The sequence below is a fragment of the Neobacillus sp. B4I6 genome (genome assembly GCF_050434045.1).
In the GTDB taxonomy this organism is placed as follows: domain Bacteria; phylum Bacillota; class Bacilli; order Bacillales; family Cytobacillaceae; genus Neobacillus.
This window is the reverse complement of sequence record NZ_JBNPWB010000002.1, coordinates 4,889,208-4,911,048: the sequence shown is the minus strand read 5'-3', so window position 1 is coordinate 4,911,048 and position 21,841 is coordinate 4,889,208. Positions and strand designations below refer to the sequence as shown.

At 39.2% G+C, this 21,841-nt stretch carries 19 protein-coding genes; 17 read left to right on the top strand and 2 right to left on the bottom strand.

Translation table 11 applies throughout. The annotated features are described in order from the left end of the window. Nucleotides 1-261 precede the first annotated feature (261 nt). From QF028_RS26365 to ald, 7 genes are all read left to right on the top strand, one after another. Nucleotides 262-534: a (2Fe-2S)-binding protein gene (locus QF028_RS26365; protein WP_429470310.1), complete on the top strand. Its 273-nt coding sequence runs from the start codon at nucleotides 262-264 to the stop codon at nucleotides 532-534. Then, the gene (locus tag QF028_RS26360) at nucleotides 531-866 is read left to right on the top strand and encodes a (2Fe-2S)-binding protein (protein ID WP_429470308.1); all 336 of its coding nucleotides are present in this window, start codon (nucleotides 531-533) and stop codon (nucleotides 864-866) included. Before QF028_RS26365 ends, QF028_RS26360 begins: the two co-directional genes overlap by 4 nt. Further along, complete coding sequence (locus QF028_RS26355) at nucleotides 863-2,074, top strand: NAD(P)/FAD-dependent oxidoreductase (protein ID WP_429470306.1); 1,212 nt, start codon at nucleotides 863-865, stop codon at nucleotides 2,072-2,074. The genes QF028_RS26360 and QF028_RS26355 overlap by 4 nt, the downstream gene beginning before the upstream one ends. Before the next feature lie 31 nt (nucleotides 2,075-2,105). Continuing rightward, on the top strand, nucleotides 2,106-2,705 hold the full coding sequence (locus QF028_RS26350) for a short chain dehydrogenase (RefSeq protein WP_429470304.1): 600 nt from the start codon (nucleotides 2,106-2,108) through the stop codon (nucleotides 2,703-2,705). A 168-nt stretch (nucleotides 2,706-2,873) separates the two neighbouring features. After that, on the top strand, nucleotides 2,874-3,386 hold the full coding sequence (locus QF028_RS26345; RefSeq protein WP_429470302.1) for an alanine:cation symporter family protein: 513 nt from the start codon (nucleotides 2,874-2,876) through the stop codon (nucleotides 3,384-3,386). 161 nt (nucleotides 3,387-3,547) lie between these two features. Then, the gene (locus QF028_RS26340) at nucleotides 3,548-4,441 is read left to right on the top strand and encodes a DMT family transporter (protein WP_429472561.1); all 894 of its coding nucleotides are present in this window, start codon (nucleotides 3,548-3,550) and stop codon (nucleotides 4,439-4,441) included. Between the two features lie 182 nt (nucleotides 4,442-4,623). Then, nucleotides 4,624-5,757: an alanine dehydrogenase gene (ald, locus tag QF028_RS26335; RefSeq protein WP_429470300.1), complete on the top strand. Its 1,134-nt coding sequence runs from the start codon at nucleotides 4,624-4,626 to the stop codon at nucleotides 5,755-5,757. A gap of 263 nt (nucleotides 5,758-6,020) precedes the next feature. Here ald and QF028_RS26330 read toward each other — a convergent pair whose 3' ends face one another. Continuing rightward, nucleotides 6,021-7,223 carry a macrolide family glycosyltransferase gene (locus QF028_RS26330; RefSeq protein WP_429470298.1) on the bottom strand — a complete coding sequence of 401 codons (1,203 nt, stop codon included), beginning with the start codon at nucleotides 7,221-7,223 and terminating at the stop codon, nucleotides 6,021-6,023. 345 nt (nucleotides 7,224-7,568) lie between these two features. Here QF028_RS26330 and QF028_RS26325 point away from each other — a divergent pair, with 345 nt between their 5' ends. Together QF028_RS26325 and QF028_RS26320 are read left to right on the top strand one after the other, a co-directional pair. Further along, nucleotides 7,569-8,072, top strand: coding sequence for a DUF6241 domain-containing protein (locus QF028_RS26325; protein ID WP_429470296.1), 504 nt, complete (start codon nucleotides 7,569-7,571; stop codon nucleotides 8,070-8,072). Between the two features lie 155 nt (nucleotides 8,073-8,227). Next, nucleotides 8,228-8,935 carry a hypothetical protein gene (locus QF028_RS26320; protein WP_088085114.1) on the top strand — a complete coding sequence of 236 codons (708 nt, stop codon included), beginning with the start codon at nucleotides 8,228-8,230 and terminating at the stop codon, nucleotides 8,933-8,935. A 306-nt stretch (nucleotides 8,936-9,241) separates the two neighbouring features. Here the strand turns inward: QF028_RS26320 and QF028_RS26315 are convergent, their stop codons facing one another. Next, nucleotides 9,242-11,776: an NB-ARC domain-containing protein gene (locus QF028_RS26315; protein WP_429470294.1), complete on the bottom strand. Its 2,535-nt coding sequence runs from the start codon at nucleotides 11,774-11,776 to the stop codon at nucleotides 9,242-9,244. Nucleotides 11,777-11,970: 194 nt separating this feature from the next. On the opposite strand from QF028_RS26315, the gene QF028_RS26310 reads away from it, so the two are divergent. The 8 genes from QF028_RS26310 (at nucleotide 11,971) to essB (ending at nucleotide 21,836) form a co-directional block, all read left to right on the top strand. Then, nucleotides 11,971-13,032 (top strand): NAD(P)-dependent alcohol dehydrogenase, encoded by a 1,062-nt coding sequence (locus QF028_RS26310; protein ID WP_429470292.1) that lies wholly within the window; start codon nucleotides 11,971-11,973, stop codon nucleotides 13,030-13,032. 27 nt (nucleotides 13,033-13,059) lie between these two features. Beyond that, complete coding sequence (locus tag QF028_RS26305) at nucleotides 13,060-14,472, top strand: MFS transporter (RefSeq protein ID WP_429470290.1); 1,413 nt, start codon at nucleotides 13,060-13,062, stop codon at nucleotides 14,470-14,472. Between the two features lie 68 nt (nucleotides 14,473-14,540). Continuing rightward, on the top strand, nucleotides 14,541-15,500 hold the full coding sequence (locus QF028_RS26300; protein ID WP_429472559.1) for a carbohydrate kinase family protein: 960 nt from the start codon (nucleotides 14,541-14,543) through the stop codon (nucleotides 15,498-15,500). A 476-nt stretch (nucleotides 15,501-15,976) separates the two neighbouring features. Further along, entirely contained in the window at nucleotides 15,977-16,273 is a 297-nt protein-coding gene (locus QF028_RS26295; RefSeq protein WP_026565218.1) for a WXG100 family type VII secretion target, read from the top strand. A 224-nt stretch (nucleotides 16,274-16,497) separates the two neighbouring features. Then, nucleotides 16,498-19,836, top strand: a complete 3,339-nt coding sequence (esaA, locus tag QF028_RS26290) for a type VII secretion protein EsaA (protein ID WP_429470287.1) — start codon at nucleotides 16,498-16,500, stop codon at nucleotides 19,834-19,836. Then, nucleotides 19,811-20,323 carry a type VII secretion protein EssA gene (gene essA, locus QF028_RS26285; RefSeq protein WP_429470285.1) on the top strand — a complete coding sequence of 171 codons (513 nt, stop codon included), beginning with the start codon at nucleotides 19,811-19,813 and terminating at the stop codon, nucleotides 20,321-20,323. Before esaA ends, essA begins: the two co-directional genes overlap by 26 nt. 13 nt (nucleotides 20,324-20,336) lie before the next feature. Then, nucleotides 20,337-20,588: an EsaB/YukD family protein gene (locus QF028_RS26280; protein WP_088085120.1), complete on the top strand. Its 252-nt coding sequence runs from the start codon at nucleotides 20,337-20,339 to the stop codon at nucleotides 20,586-20,588. A gap of 66 nt (nucleotides 20,589-20,654) precedes the next feature. Further along, complete coding sequence (gene essB, locus QF028_RS26275) at nucleotides 20,655-21,836, top strand: type VII secretion protein EssB (protein ID WP_429470283.1); 1,182 nt, start codon at nucleotides 20,655-20,657, stop codon at nucleotides 21,834-21,836. Nucleotides 21,837-21,841 lie beyond the last annotated feature (5 nt).

Here is a 21,841-nt window from a genome sequence, read left to right as displayed (position 1 = left end):
AGTTAATCGTAGCATGTAACACTCAAGCAACGCAGTATATAAATAATAAGCTCTGATGTGCTACTTTGTACGTATGAGACATCAAACGTTCTCTTCTGCGTAAAAATAGTTGGCTGCACATCTATTTTACACAGGATGAATGTTGATGTCTCTTTATTTATGTAACCGTTACCTTATATCGAATAAAGAAGATATCTATAGCTAAAGGAATGATAGTTCCTTGCACAATACCCGGACGAAATTAAATGGAGGAGAAATTCCATGAGTGAAAATCAAACCGTAATTTGCAGGTGTGAAGAAGTAACGTTGAAAGAAATTAAAGAAACGGTTGAGCGTTTTCAATGTTCCTCACGTGAGGTAAAGTTGAGGACTCGCGCAGGGATGGGCCCTTGCGGCGGACGTACTTGCCGATGTATGATCGATCGATTAGTAGAACAGCTGGGTGGACCTTCCATTTCTAACGAAGTATCACTTAGCTATCGTCCTCCTGTCCGGCCCGTTACATTTGGGGTATTAGGAGGAGAGTCAAAATGAGTTCAATGAGAGTGGACCATCATTCGGTTCTAGGAAACCTTGAAAAACAAAGGGATGTTACGATTTACTTTGACGGACAGCAATATGCTGCTTATGAAGGTGATACCATTGCATCCGCCCTGCTTGCATCCGGAGTACGCACTCTAAGGCATCATGAGGACAAAGGGACTCCACGCGGGATTTATTGTAACATTGGTCATTGCTTTGAGTGCCGGGTAACAGTAAACGGCAAAAATACAGTTCGTGCCTGTTTAACTCCAGTAGAAAACAATATGCGGATTGAATCAGGCATCTCACTCTCTACAACGTCTTTAAAAGGAGGTCAATTATGATTGATCTTGTCATTGTAGGTGCGGGCCCAGCCGGGTTAGGTGCAGCCATATCTGCTGCCGAAAATGGATTGAAAGTGTGTATATTGGATGAGTTCGTTAGGCCGGGAGGCCGTTTATTGGGGCAACTGCACGAGGAACCCGATGGCAAGTGGGTCAACGGTATTGCCGAGGCACAAAAACTCCATGAACGTGCCATTCAGCTTGGGGTGCATATCCAATGCGGATTATCTGTATATGATTTAATGGAATTGGACAATGGATGGTGTGTATTTACTACTGAAAAAGCAATCGAGACTAAATGTCTTTTGCTTGCAACAGGAGCTTCGGAAACGCCTATTCCTATTCCGGGCTGGACGCTTCCAGGCGTCATGTCGATTGGTGCAGCCCAGGTGATGGGAAATGTGCATCGCGTGAAGCCGGGAGAGAAAGGGATCATTATCGGTGTTAACGTACTCTCGGTAGCAATAGCGAGGGAATTGCAATTATGCGGCGTTCACATTGAGAGTTTATTGCTTCCTCAGCCGAGTCTTTTATCAGGCGATGCCGCCAATCCGGAAAAAATGATGGAATCGCTGTTGCGCCTATCCCACTTGGCCCCTTCGCCTTTAATACGATTCGGCGGAAAATGGGTAAGCCCAAAACTTGGCACTCGACTGTATCCGAAAAATGGATTTAAAATGTGGGATATTCCGATTCAACTGCGTAAAACAGCTCTTGAAATACTTGGGGAGAATCAAGTGGAAGGTGTGCGCGTTGCTGATATTACTGCAACCGGGGAGGTTGTGCCTGGAACAGAAAAAGTAGTATCCGCAGATTTTGTCTGTATTGCAGGCGGACTCCAACCAATGTCCGAACTTGCGGCTGTTGCCGGGTGTGCTTTCTGCTATGTTCCTGAACTGGGAGGACATGTTCCGCTGCACAATGAATCAATGCAGACGAATCTCGAAGGTTTATATGTGGCAGGCAATATCACAGGAGTTGAAAGCGCCAAAGTTGCCAGGGCTCAAGGAGCCGTAGCCGGACTTGCGGTTGCACGTGAACTTAAAGCTCTTGTGGATCGTGCTGATGAAAAAATCGAAGCAGCGATTGCGGAAGTTAAGGAAACACGCCGCAAAGCACTTATCCAATTCCAGCCGGGCATTGAAGCGGCGCGAAGAAAACTATATAGTGATTTTTATGAAAATAGTGAAAAAGTAATCTCTATTTAATTGGAAGACAGAAGTAGGAGCGAGGTAAAAGATGAGAATATTGGTAGTGGGAGCGAACGGTACTATTGGAACAGCTGTTGTTAATGAATTGAAGGGTGATGCAGAAGTTATCAAAGCAAGTCGAAGTAATTCCGATATTAAAGTAGATATTACATCAACTGACAGCATTAAGCGAATGTTTAAGGAAATTGGTGAAATTGACGCTCTTGTAAGTACAACAGGGGCTGCCCATTTCGGGCCATTTGAGGAACTTACCCCAGAACTAAATAGCATTGCCGTAAATAGTAAACTTCTTGGTCAAATAAACTTGGTTCTTCTTGGACTGCCTTACATTCGCGATAACGGAAGTATCACATTAACGACTGGAATTTTAATGGACGATCCAATTGTCGGGGGAGCCTCTTCTGCAATGGCGAATGGTGGTGTTCGTGCCTTTGTTAAATCGGCTGCAATTGAATTGCCAAGAGGCATTCGGATTAATAGTGTGAGTCCAAATGTACTTGAAGAGTCAATGGATCATTACGGGCCTTTTTTTCAAGGTTTTGAATCAGTACCAGCCAAAAGGGTAGCGCTTGCCTTTAGAAAAAGCATTCTGGGTGCTCAGACAGGCCAAAGCTATTATGTTTACTAAGAGTTAATAGTTTCATAGAAAGAGCCTTTTATAATTGCCAAAATCAAAACTTGAAGAAACATCTAAGGAACTAGGAAAGGACTTTTCTATTTTTGAAGTAGATGTTTCTTCTAAAGCCAGTGTCAAAAAACAATAACAAAGATTTTAAGAAGACAGAGGGTCAATTGATTGTTTTCAGGACCAGAAGTATATACCCAGTTCGCAATGGGAACCCTGGTTTCTCAAAAATTCGGCCAATATTATATGACTGCTTCTTTATTCTTGTTCAGTTTTACAACTTTAATTACGTATTTCTACAAAATGGATACAAATATCGCGTTTGTTAAAGAAACACTCAATATTAAGAATTCAAGTAATTTTGTAAATCATTTATTTCGTTTTGGACTTCTCGGGATGGTTATTTTTGGAGCAGTTAACTCAGCTGCATTAATTTGGGGAATTACTGATTTAGGTGTTGGACTTCTTGGATGGGTGAACGTTATCACTGTCATCTTCCTATCAAAAACAGCCGTAAAAGCGCTTAAAGACTATGATGAGCAGAGGAATCAAGGACTCAATCCTGTTTTCCGACCAAGTAAAGTCGGTATTAAAAACGCAGATTTCTGGGAAGAACTAGAAGCCAAAGAAATAACCATAAAAACGGAGAGAACAAAGAGAACAGAGAGAGTGGAATCTCTGTAAACTGCACCCTTTCAAGTAAACAGCGGAAATAATAAAAATGTATCTAAGCGGATTTAGCCCTGTATTCCACGGGCTAAATTCAAACAGCGGATCTTTCCTGATCTTAAGGAAGTATCCGTTTTTTATTGCGAAGGGGGAATTTTGTGAAATCTTCATTTAATATGCCATACATAGCGCTGGCAATAGGAGTAACGGCTGTTTCGACTTCTGCCGTTTTAGTTAAATTAACGACAGCGCCTTCAGCTGTGGTTGCATTTTATCGATTATTTTTTTCTTCGCTGCTTATTTTGCCGTTTTTCTTATTTAGGAACTTACCTGAATTAAAGACCTTTTCAAAAAAGGAATGGCTTTTTTCGGGTATTGCTGGCGTGTTTTTAGCGGTCCATTTTATTTTATGGTTTGAATCTCTTAATTTTACTTCTGTTGCAAGTTCGGTTGTGCTTGTTACTCTGCAGCCTCTATTTTCGTTTGTCGGCACGTATTTTTTCTTTAAAGAGAAAATATCGTTTACTGCTATTATAAGTGCAGTGATTGCTATAATTGGAAGCGTCATTATTAGTTGGGGAGATTTTTATGTCAGCGGTAAGGCTTTATTTGGAGATTTCCTGGCATTGGCAGCTTGTGCGATGGTGACTGCCTACTTGCTGTTTGGTCAAGAGGTGAGAAAAACGCATTCTGTAATCGCTTATACATTTATTGTATACAGCTTTAGTGCGATTACATTGTTTATTTACTGCATTTCTTTGCAATATCCATTAATGAACTTTCCTGCTCAAGACTGGGTATATTTTTTGCTGTTAGCCATCGTTCCTACTATATTTGGTCATTCTTTGTTTAATTGGTCATTAAAATGGATTAGCACGAATATCATTTCGGTTTCGATATTATTTGAACCCGTCGGGGCTATTATATTAGCTTATTTTTTACTCGGAGAAACCGTCATCATTTCTCATGTAATCGGCGGCATTATCATTGTTTTTGGGATAATCATGTTTGCATTTGAAAAACAATTAAAAAGGGTAGTAAAAACGAAAATGGATAGCATTTCATCATAAAAAGTAAGCATCCATACTGTCGTATCAGATTTAGTATGTATTTTACAGTGTGTCTAATGAAGTGTAAGTAACCAATGATTATACTTGAAATACAATACTAACAGTAATCAAATTAATGTTAGTTTAATAGGTTAGAGAAATATTTTTTTCTGGAAAACTACTTACATAGGAGGAAAATTAAAATGATTATTGGATTACCAAAAGAGGTAAAAAATAATGAAAATCGTGTAGCTCTTACACCAGCTGGATTAATATCTTTTGTAAATGCTGGTCATAAGGTATTAGTTGAGAAAGATGCTGGGGTTGGAAGTGGTTTTACCAACGAAGATTACGCCAATGCCGGTGCAGAGATTATTGAAAATGCTGCAGATGTATGGTCCCAAGCTGAAATGATTATGAAAGTGAAAGAACCTCTTCCAAGCGAGTATAGCTACTTCCGTGAAGGGTTAATTTTATTCACTTACTTACACTTGGCTGCTGAACCGGCTTTAGCTCAAGCTCTTAAGGACAAAGGAGTTATCGCTATCGCTTATGAAACAGTTGCAGTAAATCGTACTCTTCCTCTCCTTACTCCGATGAGTGAGGTAGCAGGCCGTATGTCCGCACAAATTGGTTCTCAATTCTTACAAAAATCTAATGGCGGTAAAGGTATCCTTCTTGCGGGTGTTCCTGGTGTAAGTCGCGGTAAAGTGACCATCATTGGTGGTGGTGTTGTAGGCACAAATGCAGCCAAAATGGCTATTGGTTTAGGGGCGGACGTGACCATCATTGACTTAAGTGCAGATCGATTACGTCAATTAGATGATATCTTTGGCAACCAAATTAAAACATTAATGTCCAATCCATTCAACATAGCAGAAGCTGTAGCAGAAGCTGATCTCTTAATTGGAGCCGTATTAATTCCTGGTGCAAAAGCTCCTAAGCTGGTAACGGAAGAAATGGTAAAAGCAATGAAACCTGGTTCTGTTATCGTAGATGTAGCGATTGACCAAGGTGGTATTGTAGAGACAGTTGACCATATTACAACACATGACAACCCAACCTATGAAAAACACGGTGTTGTTCATTACGCAGTGGCAAACATGCCTGGGGCAGTCCCAAGAACATCCACCATTGCTTTAACCAATGTCACGGTTCCTTACGCATTACAGATTGCCAACAAAGGTGTATTCCAAGCAATTTTAGACAACGAATCCTTAAAACTTGGATTAAACGTAGCAAATGGTGAAATCACATACGAAGCTGTCGCGAAAGATCTTTCCTATAATTTTGTCTCACCGGAAAAGGTTTTTGAAAAGGAACTAACGATTGTGTAAGAAAGGTCACATATATCATCATTTTCTAAAGTTAAGACTACTTCCTAAAAACTAGGAGGTAGTCTTTTTATTAGGAGGCTCTGGATATGTCTATAATTAGCGTTTCTAGTACGTTCCAGCTGCTTGAAACCACCCTTCACCCTTCACGTAACTATTAAATAATTCCAATTCATCTTCCACATCTTGTGAAATATCCGGATGATTAAAAAGGGAATTGCCGTAACCACTAAAATAAGCCAATGGTAGCAGAGAAATTTTTATATTTAGATATCATATTGACTTTTAAATTCAAAAATCTCATCAACAGCTTGGTGATATCCACCCGATTTTTGAAAGGATTCCCTTATATTTGAAACAGCCTTATGAAAAGATGGGGTGTTTAACACATGATCTGCGGCTTCACGTAGTTGATTTGCAGTCAAACCATCCATTTGTAATTTAATACCGGCACCGATATTGGCAACTTGTCCGGCAATGATCGGTTGATCCGCGCTTTGTGGGATGACAATGAGCGGAACCCCGTAATAGAGACCTTCATGGGTACTATTCATTCCACCATGTGTAATAAATAATTTAGTGTATTTTAACACTTCTGTTTGTGGAACATATTCTTTTACAATGAAGTTTTGGGGAATCTCTCCTAAATCGATTAGTGGGGTTTGTTTCCCGATCGACATGACAACCGTATGATTGCTATTTCCAAATGCTTCAAAACAAAGCTTATAAAAATCAATGGCTTGGTTAAAGACAGTACCCAGTGAAATATAAATTGGTCTTTTTCCCTTGATTGCTGTAAGGTCAAAGTTTTCTTGAATTAATCGTGTAGAGATGGATGGACCTATAAATTTGTAAGTTTGGTCGAATGCTTCTCCAAAAGGTTGAAACTCCCTAGTTGTGTAAACGATTGTAAGTGGGGCAGGATTACAAAAGACTTCGTAAGGAGAATGGATCTCGACATCATATTTCTCCTTCACCATTGCCGTCAGGCTTTGATACTCATCGTTTATTTCTTTACCCACTTCTGGAGGAATGTTTTTAGAAAGCTGTTCCAACATTTGATCGAATGATTCCTTTGTCTGCGCAAAGGAAGTACAAGAATTGATTGCCGGAAGCTTAAGGATTTGGGCAAGTAAACGTCCACAACCAAACATGGAATCATGGATGATGTAATCAAAATGTTCTCCTTCAATCTGTTCAAGCACGCTAGGTATGACAATATCTGCCGTAAGTAAAAGACCGTTAATTCTTTCAAGTAAATAATTTCTTCCACCCGAGATAAAGGCTGTTATAAATTTTTGACCGTCCAATGTTCGTACAATTGCTCCCGTTTTCTCAATTCGCTCTCGAAAAGCTTCTATCGTAAAGTACACTACCTCTTCGCCGCGCGAAATAAGCTCATGCACAACTCCAATAGTTGGATTGATATGTCCTTCTGATCCGGCATTAATAAATAAAACACGTGCCATTTCTACCACTCCTTAGGTAATTTTAAATTGTGTAAGAGTAAGGGTCACTGTCCCATACACTTGCCTACTCAAATAATGGAATTAAATTTATCATAGTACAATACTTAAAAATCTCAAACTTCTAATCACCCCTAGAACCATTCCTTCTTCATACAGATAGGTAAGGGTTTGAAGTTATTGCTCCCTTTTCCCCTGAAGATGTTCGCCAAGCTTATTCGGAATTGAGACTTTTTAAAAGGTTTTAAAGGAAAGTAAAGGGAAAATGTTGAATTATTATAGTTAAAGCCTATCTTGGAGGGACGGAGCAATGTTCCAGACCTTCACATTAGAGGAGCAGGAGAAACTATGAAAAAAATACATAAAAAAATATGGATCCCAGTAGTACTCGCGGGGGTATTAATTGGGGGTTATTTATATCTTGATAAGGAAAATGTCACTGTTAGGGTAGGAACAGCACCTAGTGGCGAAAAAGTGGTCCAAGTAAATGAACAAAATAATAAGGTTGATCGTGAATTTCCGTTTAGCATGAGTGAAAACTCTGTTCAGCAAGCCATACATAATATGTCACATCAAAAGGTATTAGCGAAAAAAAAATGGGGTGCGTTGCCATTAACGCCTGAACGGGTTAAAAGATTATTACAAGTGGTGGAAGCAAATAAGAAAAAATATGGAAATGCTGATTTATATTTAAGTATATTAAGATCTTGGGATAAAGGCAATTTTGATCATGTGGTTATTAACCACAATGCCATTTGGTCGCTGCAGGGTGGCACGGTTGGAAAGGCTAATGGCATAGCCTCACCTGAAGAGGAAATGGAATTTATACAGGAGAATTTCGATGTTGAGTAGAAAGACGCGTTCAATTGGAGCGCTTTTAATTTGGTGTTTTCGTGGTAGCATCAAAAAAGGGCTGATCTGTTTTTTTTTTTGTTTCGTATCGCTGGGCGATATATCTTGCAAATGAACCAATAAACCTTCATATTTAATAGAAAAGGAGGTCCGATATGCGACGTGATATACAATCGAATGAACGAGCTTTCTCATCCAAGGAAGTGGCAGAAGAAGTTGGGATTGCAACACCAACTGTTCGAAAGTATGGCCAAATCTTAGAACGGAATGGATATGAGTTTTTAAAAGATGGCGATCGGCGTATCTTTGTTCAATCTGATATCGGAGCGCTTATAGCGCTACGCGATACGGATAAGCCCCTAGACGATACAGCTAAAGACCTTGCGTATCAACAAAAGGAAAGATTAGTAGATTTCAATGAAACGGAAATAGCGGTACCCGATACATATGAAAATTTACCCCAAGACCCTAATCAATTAAAAGAGATTTTAAAGGTTTTGGTCAATGAACTTGCCGCCACGCGTGAAATGAATGTCCAACTGACAAACGATATGTCGCAGCTTAAACTAACGGTTTCCCGACTCCAGCAAGATCACCATGTTATAAGTTCCAGTATTGCTAATTCAGCGCAAAAAACTCATGCGAAAATTGAAAAATTAACGGAACAACAAAATAACCATTACGAAACTTTGCTGCAGCAAGAAATACAAAAAAGTGAATTTTTACAAAAAGAAATACAAAATATGCGGGACGAACTGGAAAAAGAATGGCGTTCACAAAATGATTTTAATAAGCGTTTAGAAGAAGCGATACAAAAACCTAAAGAAAAATGGGAGAGGCTTTTCTCCATATTCCGAAAATAAGGTGCCTGTATAGGCTTTTTTTTTGCTTACTTGTATCGTATCGCCCGGCGATATAACGAAATATGAGTTTTTAATAGAGGCTGTTGGTGTATCGTTCTTCAATCCGACATTAATGCGCTTATATCGGTACGCGATACGGACATTCCTCCAAATTTCAACAAATTCCCGGGAAATATCTACAAATTCTGAGTATATAGCGACAAAATGCCACTATTTCTTCTATTAAAAAACCACTTCCTAATAAAATTTAGGTAGTGGTTTTGCTGTTAAAATAAATGCCAAGCCTTAAGCCTTGAACGAACACGGCTAAATATGTAAATTACTTTCAATTACATCATTAAATTGTTCTACTTCTATTCGAATACTGATGGTTGGTTCCCACGAATCAATAAGGTTAATAGCGATTTGATTTGATTGCAGTGCTTTTTCATTATCGCCTTTCTGAGAAAACATTTGTGCCATCCCATAATGATAATAAATTAGCTCAATCTGATTCGCCTTATTTTTGTGATAGAGAATATTATCAAACGCTGCTTCTGCCTTTTCAAATTCGTCGCAATTTACATAAGCTAAACCTAAATTAAAATATGCTTCAATCGTTTTTTCACCGCCATACATTGTGCTGATTTGATTAGCAGCTTCGTATAAATTGATTGCCTCTTTATAATTTTTTCGCAACAAGCTTAGGTCCCCGCGAACTAATAAAACTCTATGTTGGATAATAGGGGTCGCGGATATATGTATGACTTCTCTTAAAATTGCTTCTGCCTTTTCAGGATCGCTTGATTTTAAGAACAGTCTGGATTTTAAGGCAAGTCCCCAAACCTTCAAATCAAAAACATCCGCGTTATTAGAATCTAAATGCTCTAGTATCTGAAGCCCGGCTTCAATTTGTTGAAGGGCTTCATCCAATTCATTGACTTCTATTAATGCCCAGCCTACTGTATCAATTCGAAGAAAAGCTTCATGCGTTTTTTTATCCAATTGGTTGGCGTAATCAGCGGCTTTCAGTCCGTACTCGATTCGGAGCGGCAAGTTAATCCGGCTTAAAAAGTGACTTATGCGTGTTACCAGATCAATTAGCAGCTCCTTATCTGGAACTTGGCTTGCCCACTTTATAACTTTAAGTATGTTCGGCCATTCTTTCTTGATTTTATCCAAATCCCGACCAAGCAGGTAACTCCAATAAACAGAATTTAGCTGCTCCCGTTTTAAATGGGTTTCTAAGTACTGAATATAATATCGGCTCCATCGACTGCGTGCTTCCTTTTCAAAGTCTTGATTCTCTAACAAGTGCTGCTCGCCATAAGCCACTACAGTTTGATGCCCAAGAAAATATAATTTCCCTTCTATCCGCTCTGGTTGGATCAGGGCAAAGGTCCGCATCTTTTCAACAGCATAATGATAATTTCGAACATCTAATCCAGCGGCTGCAGCCCAGCTCTCTTCATCAGGAGGTTTGCTGAAAAAACATAGCACCTGCCATAGACGCCGGGTACCTTCATCACAGCGTTTCCATGTGCGCCCAAAGAGGAAATCAAACATTTCCAACAATGTGTAGCCGGCTTTCCCTAATTCCTGAATAAGTTGTTGAGCAGGAATGTCATCGTCTGAAATATAGGCTATGCTGAGTGCAATAGCTTTAGGGTTACCAGCAGTCGCTAAAAACAACTGGTGCTGGATTTCAGGAGATATATTCAATAACTGTTCTATCTTTTCTCGCTTATCTGGAGAGTTACAAGTTTGTAATTGACGGCGTACTTCATAAGTAAAAAAATCAAAAGCTTCAGTTTTTTCAAGACCCTTCAGCTGAATGGTAACCATTTCCCGAAAGGCTTCCCGATATTTTTGATACAAATTCTCACGAGAGGTTAGGATTACTTTAACACCTTGTGGGAGATTGGTAATGAAATCGTGAATATCACTTTCGGCAGTATCAATACTGTCTACAATCAGCAATACCGGTTCTTGCCGAGAATAATTCGCCAATGCATTACGGACAACAAAACGTTTTTCATTAATTGATTTATCTATTTGTTCTACGCGTCCTAGTTGATAGGCAATTGTATTTAGGAAATCACTAAAGGTTAACCCTTTCCAATCAGCGCTTACCCAGATTATGGATCTAAATGTTGGCCAATTTTCGCCGACATTAACAGAATCACCATGGAGATTTCCCCCAACACAGGCATATGCTACTTCAAGCGCGATGGTCGTTTTTCCCATGCCAGCCCAACCAGTAATTGTACATACTGGTGAAGGAGAGAGCACCCACTGACGAATAGCTTCTAAGTCAAAGCTCCTACCGATGAATCCTCCTGACCAGCGAGTTGGCAAGTTATGCGTCATTGGCTGTTCTTTAGGTGTAATAGTATTGCTTATTTGCGTATCAGGAAACAATCGATTAATTACATTTTCAATGTCTTCATCAAGCGGTGCACCGAATGCCCCGTTATTTAATAAGATTTTAGCTTTTTTTAGACATGAAACGACCCAGATAGGTAATGCAGGTTTAATTACAGGTATGGAAGTAGTCTCAAGTAGTTTTGTAAACCACTGTATATTCATGTCACTCTTTTCAATGATGACCCAGATAATTCCAAAGAGTTTTCCGTCGTCAATTCGGCCGGGAATATATTTTAGGCCCATTTGCCCTATCCAGCTTTTAATGGTATTAGAAGAGACCCCCAGCTGGTAAGCGACTTTTTCTAAATAGGATTGTCCTGATGAATTAATTTCATTTTTACCCCTTCTGATTTTGAAGTCAGGATGGAGTTTTAAAGACTTAACACCAGACGATAACAGTTCCGCAAAATCTTTCTGGTCCTCGAGTTCAGCCATAATGCCTTGCACACCTCCTTTAATGTTATTTTACCAATCCATCTCTTTTTGTATATGAAAAATTAGAAAGTACAGCGCCGCTGTACTTTTATACAGTGTAAAAAGCTACTAGATCATTGGGTTAGCAAGTAAAATCAAAATATAACAGAGGGAAATAAAATGTATGCACTTACATAAAAGAAAGGAATTTTAAAATGAAAAACACATTACCTACACACATGAAAGCTGCAATTATGCACAGTACAAGAGAAATTACAATTGAATCATTGCCTGTCCCGCAAATTAGTCACGATGAAGTTTTAATTAAAGTAATGGCCGTTGGAATTTGTGGGTCGGACTTACATTATTATACTCACGGAAGAATTGGTAAATACATCGTTGAGAAGCCGATCATCCTTGGCCATGAATGCTCGGGTGAGATTGCTGCTATTGGAACGGCTGTTGATAGATTTAAAGTCGGTGATCGCGTTGCGGTTGAACCAGGTGTAACCTGCGGGTACTGCGAAGCGTGTAAAGAGGGTCGTTATAACCTTTGTCCAGATGTAGAATTTTTGGCAACGCCACCAGTTGACGGTGCATTTGTACAATATATAAAAATGCGGCAAGACTTTGTCTTCGCAATTCCGGATACTCTTTCCTTTGAAGATGCTGCCCTAATCGAACCCTTTTCTGTTGGTATTCATGCAGCGATGAGAACGAAACTTCAACCTGGATCAACCATTGCAATTATGGGAATGGGCCCGGTGGGGTTAATGGCTGTTGGTGCAGCCAAAGCATTTGGGGCAGGCACAATAATAGTGACCGATTTGGAGCCGTTACGGCTCGAGGCAGCAAAAAAAATGGGGGCAACTCATGTTATCAATATTCGGGAACAGGATCCACTGGAGGAAATCAAAAACATTACAAATGGCAGAGGGGTTGACGTTGCTTGGGAAACAGCCGGGAATCCAGCAGCGCTGCAATCCGCACTAGCTACCGTTCGTCGAGGTGGGAAACTTGCCATTGTAGGATTGCCTTCCCAGAATGAAATCCCGCTAAATGTACCATTTATCGCGGACAATGAGATTGATATTTATGGCATCTTTCGTTATGCAAACACGTATCCAAAAGGGATCAACTTCCTTGCTTCTGGCATAGTTGACACCAAGCATCTTGTGACGGACCGATATTCGTTAGCTGACACACGTGAAGCGATGGAACGAGCCCTTAATTTTAAAAATGAATGTTTAAAAATTATAGTCTATCCGAATGACTAAAACTGAACGAATGGAGAGGTATAATCTATGATAGAAACAGGACAATTAGCAGGATTGAAGGCCAAAGGCAAAAACAGTTCCCACTCTAGTAATACTAGTACTGGTTTATCCTGGTTAGAACGATTTGGATACGGACTTGGTGATATGTCGTATAATATTGTTTTCCAATTTGTTAACGCGTATCTCCTTTTCTATTATACGGATGTCGGTGGGATTCACCCTGCGGTTATTGCAACTCTATTCCTTGTCGTACGAATTTTAGATGCTATTTTTGACCCAATCATGGGGATGATTTTAGATAAGACCAACACACGGTGGGGGAAAGCAAGACCATATTTATTATGGGTCTCCCTTCCGTTCGCGTTATTCACTTTCATGTGTTTTACTAACCCTCACTTTGGCCCGACTGGAAACATTATCTATGCGTATGTTACCTATATTTTGCTAGGAATGTCCTTTAGTATGCAAACGATTCCAGTTAACAGCTTAACAGCGCGGATAACTAATGACGTGCAAGAACGAACCGTATTAACAACTACTCGGATGATATTGGTTTATATAGGGATCCTACTATCCATTTCATTTGCAACACCACTTGCAACAGCATTTGGAGGGGAGAATCAAGAACTTGGATTTCAGATGACTGCTCTAGTCTATGCGATGGTAAGTATCGTTTTGAACCTCTTTAGCTTTTTTACAGTACGGGAGCGAATTGTCCCCAAAAAGAGCGAGAAACATGGAATTAAAATGACGTTATCTGTTTTATTTAAGAACAAGCCTTTGTTAATTCTAGCCTCATCATTTTTGGCGTTTGCTATTGGATTTAATATTAAACTTAGTACCATGGTGTACTACTTTACGTACAATATCCATCAAAAGGAATTAGTGTTTTGGGGAACCGTTTTATTTTTTGGGGCAGCGTTAATCAGTAACTTATTTATCCCCGTATTTTCAAAAAAATGGGGTAGAAAGAACGTGATGATTATCTCAGCTGCTATATCTCTTATTTCGTACATCGGGCTGCACTTTACTCCATATTCTTCTGTTACGTTAATTTTATTTTGGTTATTTGCTTCGGGCTTTTTTACCACTCCTTTAAATACGCTAGCTTGGGGTATGATTGCCGATTGTGTAGATTATGCTGAATGGAAAACTGGGGTTCGGGCTGATGGTGTGGTTATTTCCAGCATGAGTTTTACTAATAAATTAGGAGTTGCCCTCGCAGGGTCGTTCTCTGCCATTTATTTAGGGATAGCAGGCTATGTACCTAATGGAGAACAGACAGTAACATCACTAAATGCTATTAAAAATATGAATGCATTGATTCCAGGACTTTTTATTTTACTTGCTGTATTAATCATATGCTTCTATCCGTTAACAGAGAAAAAATATAAAAATATGATGTCAGATTTGGAGCAAAGATCAAAACAACCAGTTTAATTATTCTTTATATAAAAATTTAAATTTAGTAAATGAGTGTGATAGATGTGCAAAATAATATAACTAGAATTCTTTCAGTTGTCTGTATTGGAGAATTATTAATTGATTTCTTTTGTACGGATATTGACATGGATTTAATAAAGGGACGTCAATTTTTAAAAAGTGCTGGTGGTGCACCGGCCAATGTCGCAGCTGCCATTGCAAAATTAGGCGGGGACGCAGCGTTTAGCGGAAAAGTAGGGAAGGATCCATTTGGGGATTTCTTGAAACAAACATTAGACGCTGCAAACGTAGATACCTCTATGCTTGTCATGGATGAGAAAGTACCAACCACTTTAGCCTTTGTTTCATTAAAGAAAAGTGGAGAGCGGGACTTTGTATTCCATAGGGGAGCCGATGCTTTTTTGACCTTAGACGATATTGATCAAGATAAAATAAAGAATGCAAAGATTCTCCATTTTGGTTCGGCGACAGCTATGTTATCTGAGCCATTTTGCAGCACCTACCTAAATCTTATTTCCAATGCTAAAGATGAGGGACAATTTATTTCGTTTGACCCTAACTATCGAGGCGATTTATGGAAGGGAAGAGTCGATGAGTTTGTCAAAATTGCCAAAAAAGCAATTGCTTTAAGTGATTTTGTTAAGGTAAGTGATGAGGAATTGGAGATTATCACAGAGACTAAAGATCATGAAGAAGGTGTTAGTCTCCTTCATGAAATGGGAGCGGAAATAATAGCAGTTACGCTTGGTAAAAGAGGAACATTGCTGTCTAATGGAAAGAAAAATGAGATTGTTAACAGCATTCAGGTTACATCCATTGATTCTACAGGTGCAGGTGACGCTTTTGTCGGAGCAGCCTTATACAGATTTGCTGACTCTGAACAAATCAAAACTATTAGTAATGATTTTGATAAGCTCCATGACATCGTGTCTTTTGCAAATAAGGTTGGAGCGCTTGTTTGTACAAAAATAGGAGCTATTGAAGCATTGCCAAGTGGTTATGAGATAGAAATTGCTAAAGTTTGAATGCAAATTTATAAAAATGACAAATATTTTACTCTTTGAAAGAGGCTTCTCGTAATGGTAATTATGAGAAGCCTCTTTTTTCATTTCTTCGTATCAACATACCTACTTACCACATCGTCTTGTCAAGTAAAGTTTGTGTATTTGGAACTGTGCAAGGAACCCATTCTAACTCGGAAAAACAGGTAAATAGTGCTACGATTTTTAACATTTCCTTATAAATAGTGAAAAAACCAACCCTTTGTCTTACTAAGAAAGAATCATATTCCCCTTATCCTCCGGCTGAAAATTCCCAGTTTCAATGTAAATTGGAAGGAAAGTACTAGACGAAATCCCACTCATTTCCAGAGGCGTTTGAATGTTCCAAGATCCTATGTTAAATAAATAGATAGGAATTTACTTCCAACGTAGTGTTATTGTCTGGAATTCGTGATTAATTAATTCCACGGCAAACTATAGGCAGAGGAGATGGAGAACAAGTGGCTGGACAAATTCGTATGACCCCAGCGGAGTTAAAAGCTAAAGCGACTCGCTATGGGCAAAGTTCACAACAAATTGAGCAAATTTTAAGGGACTTAACTAATTTACAAAATGAACTTCGTGGTGAATGGGAAGGCCGTGCCTTCCAAAGATTTGACGATCAGTTTAACCAGTTGAAGCCAAAAGTACAAAATTTTGCTCAATTAATGCAGGAAATTAATACACAATTGAACAAGACGGCAGATGCAGTTGCTCAACAAGATGAGCAATTATCGCAGAATTTTGGGCTTAATTAATTCATTTGCCTGACAAATGAAAGATGAGCATTAGATAAGTGGAATGTCATTCGGGGCTATGTTCCCAAAAAACCAAAAGCCACGCGACAATTGTTGTGTGGCTTTTATTCTTTGTTTGCAGCTAGCAGGCAACTTCAAAAAGTCTCCCAACATATTAAAGTGTTTTTATATATAAATAGAAATCATGTCTTTATTACATACTAAAAATTTCAGGGGTTGAGTGGATGAAAAGGGTTGAGCGGGGTGTCTTGTTATTTCTAGTTCTGATCCTTGCGCTATCTTCAGGCATCTCTTATCTGGCATTGAATCAAGTTTCAAATAGCAAAGCCAACACAGATGAGCAGAAAATGACCGTAGCATTGGTTAATGAAGATCAAGGTGCAAGTTTTAATAATAAGAACTATGAATTCGGTGCTGAATTTATCAAGAATATTGAGAAAGATGATACACATGACTGGTATGTTGTCAGCCGTGGTGTGGCTGAAAGCGGCCTTGCGCGGAATGTCTACAACATGATGATTGTCATTCCGAATGATTTTACAGAAAAGGCATTATCAATTGATTCGAAATCACCAGAACAGGTGGTATTGAACTACAAAATTAATGCTTCAGATAACAGCAATATAAAAGCAAAAGCCGAGAAAACGGCGAGCGCTATCTTAGGAGACTTTAATCGCCAAATTATTGATGTCTATTTTGCTAGTGTCATTGGCAATTTACATGATGCTCAGGACAATATCGGAACATTGGTAAACAAGGAGCAAGTATATACGAACTACTATAATCAATCGATCCATCGTCCCATATCCGGTTACACCGCTCAGTTTGGAGCTGTTGAGAGTAACACAAAGATATCGAGAGAGAGCTTTACCGGCTTACAGGACCTATTAAAGGGGTTTGAAACTAGCCTGGTTGAGGATGTAACCGCAAGCCATACCTACCAATCCAGCTTAGTGGATTTTACAAAACTGAAAGCGGCAAATGGTCTATTAACAAAGGGTTTCTCTGGCCAGCTTAACATGTTAGATCGTGAAATGAATCATGGCGATGTCATGCAGCAATTAGATTATTTAACGTCAGCTAATAAGGCTATCAATGACCAGTTCCACCAGAATGGTAATCAGTCGGCGACTATTTTAACCGAATCAGCCGCCCTTCAAGCGTACCTGAAGGACACGAAGGATAAAATGGAACAAATGAATGCAGAGCTGTCGGGCAAATTGGCATCAGATATGGAGCAATTAATTGGCGATAAGCTTAAGAACGAAATAAAACATAATTCAGGTAAAGAGCAAAATGTTTCCTTAAGTCATATGTTTGCTGCTCCAGATAAAAATGCACGGGATACATTACAAAAGCAAATTGATCTGCTGCCAACACTTGATAGTAATGATTTAGATGGCCTAGGCTTAAGTGATCAAACCATCACACAGCTAAAAAATGTCATAGCTGTCACCAATAAATACAATCAAGAGTTTGGTTATACCCCTAATCGTGATGCAAATGGGATTCCTTTGTCTGAAAAAGTAGAACAAGTCAAAAGTGATTTGATGACAAAGGGGGTAACTCTGACAGATACCGTAAACCTGCAGAAAAATAAAAAGAATGGGCAGGAATTTACTCTATCGATTCCAAAAGAATTTGAGATTGAGAGAGTTTTATTATCATTACCAAATAGTCAAGAAATGGATTATACTGAGTCATTTCTTCCGTACCAAAAAATTAAACTGCCTTCAACAGATGAAGGACAATTCACTGTGAAAGTTGATGTGAGTCTTAAAAACATGGATGCAATCCTTGATGTTTTCCAGCCGATTACATGGAGTTGGGAACTTGATCAGAAGGATATTACCGATGTAGATCATCCAGAACTGCCAGGAACGGAAGAGGGAACTTCAGCTGAAATTAAAAAGAAAACAGAGCAATCCGTATCGTCCTATGAAAGTAATCAGCCCATAACAGTTGAAGAAATGGGCAAAAGTCCGAATGATACGACGAACGAAAAGACGGTAGAAAATCAAGAGTTGATTCAACCAAGTGACAATGACAACAAAAGCATTATTGAGAGATTGGAAATTTTAAATAACCATATTACCCGCCAAGTGATGTCACCTCTTACTGGGGATTCAACAAGTGTTCTGATCAATGCTTCCAGCGATACCGTCAGTGATTTCCATAAGTTATTGACTCTGTATAATTTATACTTTGGCATTGGCATAGAACAATTTAATCGTCAGGACCTAGTAAATGATTTGAATCAAACCAATCTGACGGATATGGCAGATGGGGATTCACTATATTATTTATTTAATAAGCAAGACATTGTCGATGTGTTAGCATCTTATATTGCTGAACAAATAACAGAGGAAATACGGGAACAGACAGAAGATGTAAAAGGCAAAATAGAAGAATATATGCTGCTGGTTGACAACGCCAATCAAAATGCGGCACAAATGTCGGAAAGGATAAAGGAAACAACGGCACAAGCAGAAACTTTAAATACGAACCTTTCTGAGACATTAAAAGATTTGGGAGCATGGCGCGAAGCAAGTCTTAATTTACAAACTGAACAAGCAAAAGTATTGCTGAATGGGGACGAAGAACAACAGGCAGTTCTATCGATAGGAAATGAATTTAACTCGCTGCTTGCTGCAAGTCAATCCCTAGCGGACCAGTCGAAATCTAATTTAACTTCCTCTGATTCGGTTTATCAAACCTTCGATGCAATTGATCGTCAAGCGAAGGAAATTCAAGCCAGTGGAACGACTTTAGTACAACAAGCAGGGAACCTTTCGAGTAATTTAACAACTAAATTGGCAGAGGACCAAAACTTTGCTGACAATTTCGCCGGGGTGCTGGCCAATAGCCGCATAGGTGAGCGGCCAAATGAAGATTTGTTAAGCTTTCTTTCAAATCCGGTCCAAACCAAGAATGCTGGGGTTATCGCTGCAGGTGATACCTTTACACCTTACTTTGTTGTCTTGATCTGTTTTATTGTCGCCTTATTTACGGCCTATGTTCTCTCTAATCATGAGCGAAAACGTCTGCAAGAAGACACATTTGCGGGAGAACAAACAATTGTTGGCAAGAATATACCGCTCACAATTATGACTGTGAGTATTGGTCTGGTTGAGGGGATCGTGATCGGACTGCTGTCAGCCTATTTACTGCAAATGAGTGAAGGGAAATTCCTGCAATGGATCGGTTTAATTACGTTGATTATGGTCACATTGCTGATGGTGTCAGCTTATTTATTACGGCAGTTGAAAATGGCAGGTATGTTTATCCTTTTGGTGATTTTGAGCCTCTATTTATTCCTAACCGAGGCACTTGGACGTCACTTTGATCAATTTTCTACCGCTGCTACATTAAGAGACTACTCACCTTTGCAATACATTGAGACGTTATTAATGAAGTTTGGAAGTGGAGCAGCTGATACAAAGTGGCTTATTTTTGGCTTAGCAGCCCTGACGGTTGTCAGCCTTGCCGGCCATTTGTTTGTCTTTAATCGTTCGGCTAAAAGCGAGGAGGGTAATCATGAAGGAATTAATGAAGCTCTGTAGTGTTATCACTGTTTTTACAGGATTCCTTTTTATGTTTTCACTCCAGCCTTTGGCGGATGAAACCCTTGATCATAGCGGGAAAATTCGATTGCAAACGGACCGGATTGGCCAAGATGCAGTTGAAAGAGAGAACTTAGAAACTCAAGACTATCAAGAAACGGAATTGGAAAAATTGGCGCCGAACCTGTTTAAGGAACAAACGCAGGCTGCCCTCAAAACGAAACAAATAGAAATGGAACAATCCACGTCAGATTTACAACAAGGGCTTTTTGTTTCGCCGAGTAAGCCCGATATTACCCTGAAACAAACCGAAAAGGTACTGTTTTCGAGTAATTATACAGTTCAATATACTGCAGCTCCCTCCGAGAACGAGCCTGAGGATCAACAAGGTGGTATTTTAAATACAAAAACAATCATGACGTTCTTAGGGATGGTCGTGATTGGCTGCGGCGGGATCTTTACTATGATGAGAAAAACGCTTGGGTAAAGGAGGGGCCACCATGCCTAGTCAAACACATGTTAACGTGACCGTTGATTTTAGCAGATGGGGCAAAGGGCAGTATGACGTAAGAATTCCTGCGCACCAACCGATTAATCAACTGCTGGTAAATTTGGCAGAAACCTTAAATCTTGATCTTACAATGGCACCTCTGTTTGCAGTAAAGCTTTCCAATAAAAATCTCTTATTAGCAGATGACGATCGGCTTATCGATTACCCGGTAACCAATGGAGACCTTTTACTAGTTTTATAAGTATATAGAAACAGGCACTAATCTTTCTGAAAATGGCGCCTGTTTCGCAGGAAGGAGTCAGAACTCATGAATGAAATAAGCATCCAATGGGAGTCAATCACATACAAGTTTCTCATTCTTAACAATAGCTGGCAGCTGAACTTGCCGAAATCACAAACACGAGTAAAAGATGTTCGCCAATTGGCTTTAATCAATAACGACTCAGACTTATTCGTACCCGCAATGGTTGAAGCAGGAGACGATATGTTTACCTTCTCTTTTGAAGTCGACCCAAGGGCTAACACATGGGAAGATGTACAAAAGCTAAACCGGAAAGATAAACTACGCCTGTTGTACAATCTAGCTCGATTCAAAAAAATCTTAACCACGCGCATGACCTTCTTCTTACATCCCAACAATCTGATTTTTGATGATAATCTTTTACCATCTATCGTGTTTCGCGGTATCCGGGAGTTGATTCCCCCACATGAGCTGAATGAAGGAAAATTATTACTCCAATATAAATGTTTAATCGTCGCCTTATTTTCAAAAAAGTATACCTTTGACGAGCTCTATTCTGGTTCATTGAAAAATGCTAAGGATACTCCATTTGAACGTCAAGTGGAGGAACTAGATGATTTTGATGCTTTAATCAAGTTTTTGGAAGAACAGTACATAAAGGAAAAAATAGAGCTGGAAAAAACCATGGTACATGTACCTTCAAAGCGATTTCGCCTGTTTAAACAATTAACTTTTACTATGATTGCTCTTGCCGTTATATTGGCCGTGCCGCTCGTCTATCTGAGTTTTGTAAAAACACCTTTTCAGGAAGATCTCCTCAAAGCAGATCGTCATTTTTTATCCTTAGATTATGGGAACGTCATTAATGATTTAGAACACCAAACACCAGAAAAATTACCAGATACTAGTAAGTATGTTCTTGCTTATTCTTTCATTAAAACTGAGAAGCTTTCGGAAGATCAGAAAGAGGTCATCTTGAAAAATATTAGTATAAAAAGTGATCCTGATTATTTGTTGTATTGGATTTACAATGGCCGGGGCGATTTTGCTAGAACAATCGACCTTGCCAAGTATATTGATGATCCTCAATTAATCATGTATGGACTAATCAAACAGATCGAACAGGCAAAAAATGACCCTGATTTAACTGGGACAGAGCGTGAAAAGAAGGTTCAAAAATATCAAGAACAATATAATACATATGCTGAAAAATATGGTCTGGACTCCATCCTAAACCAGCAGAACTGAGGGAG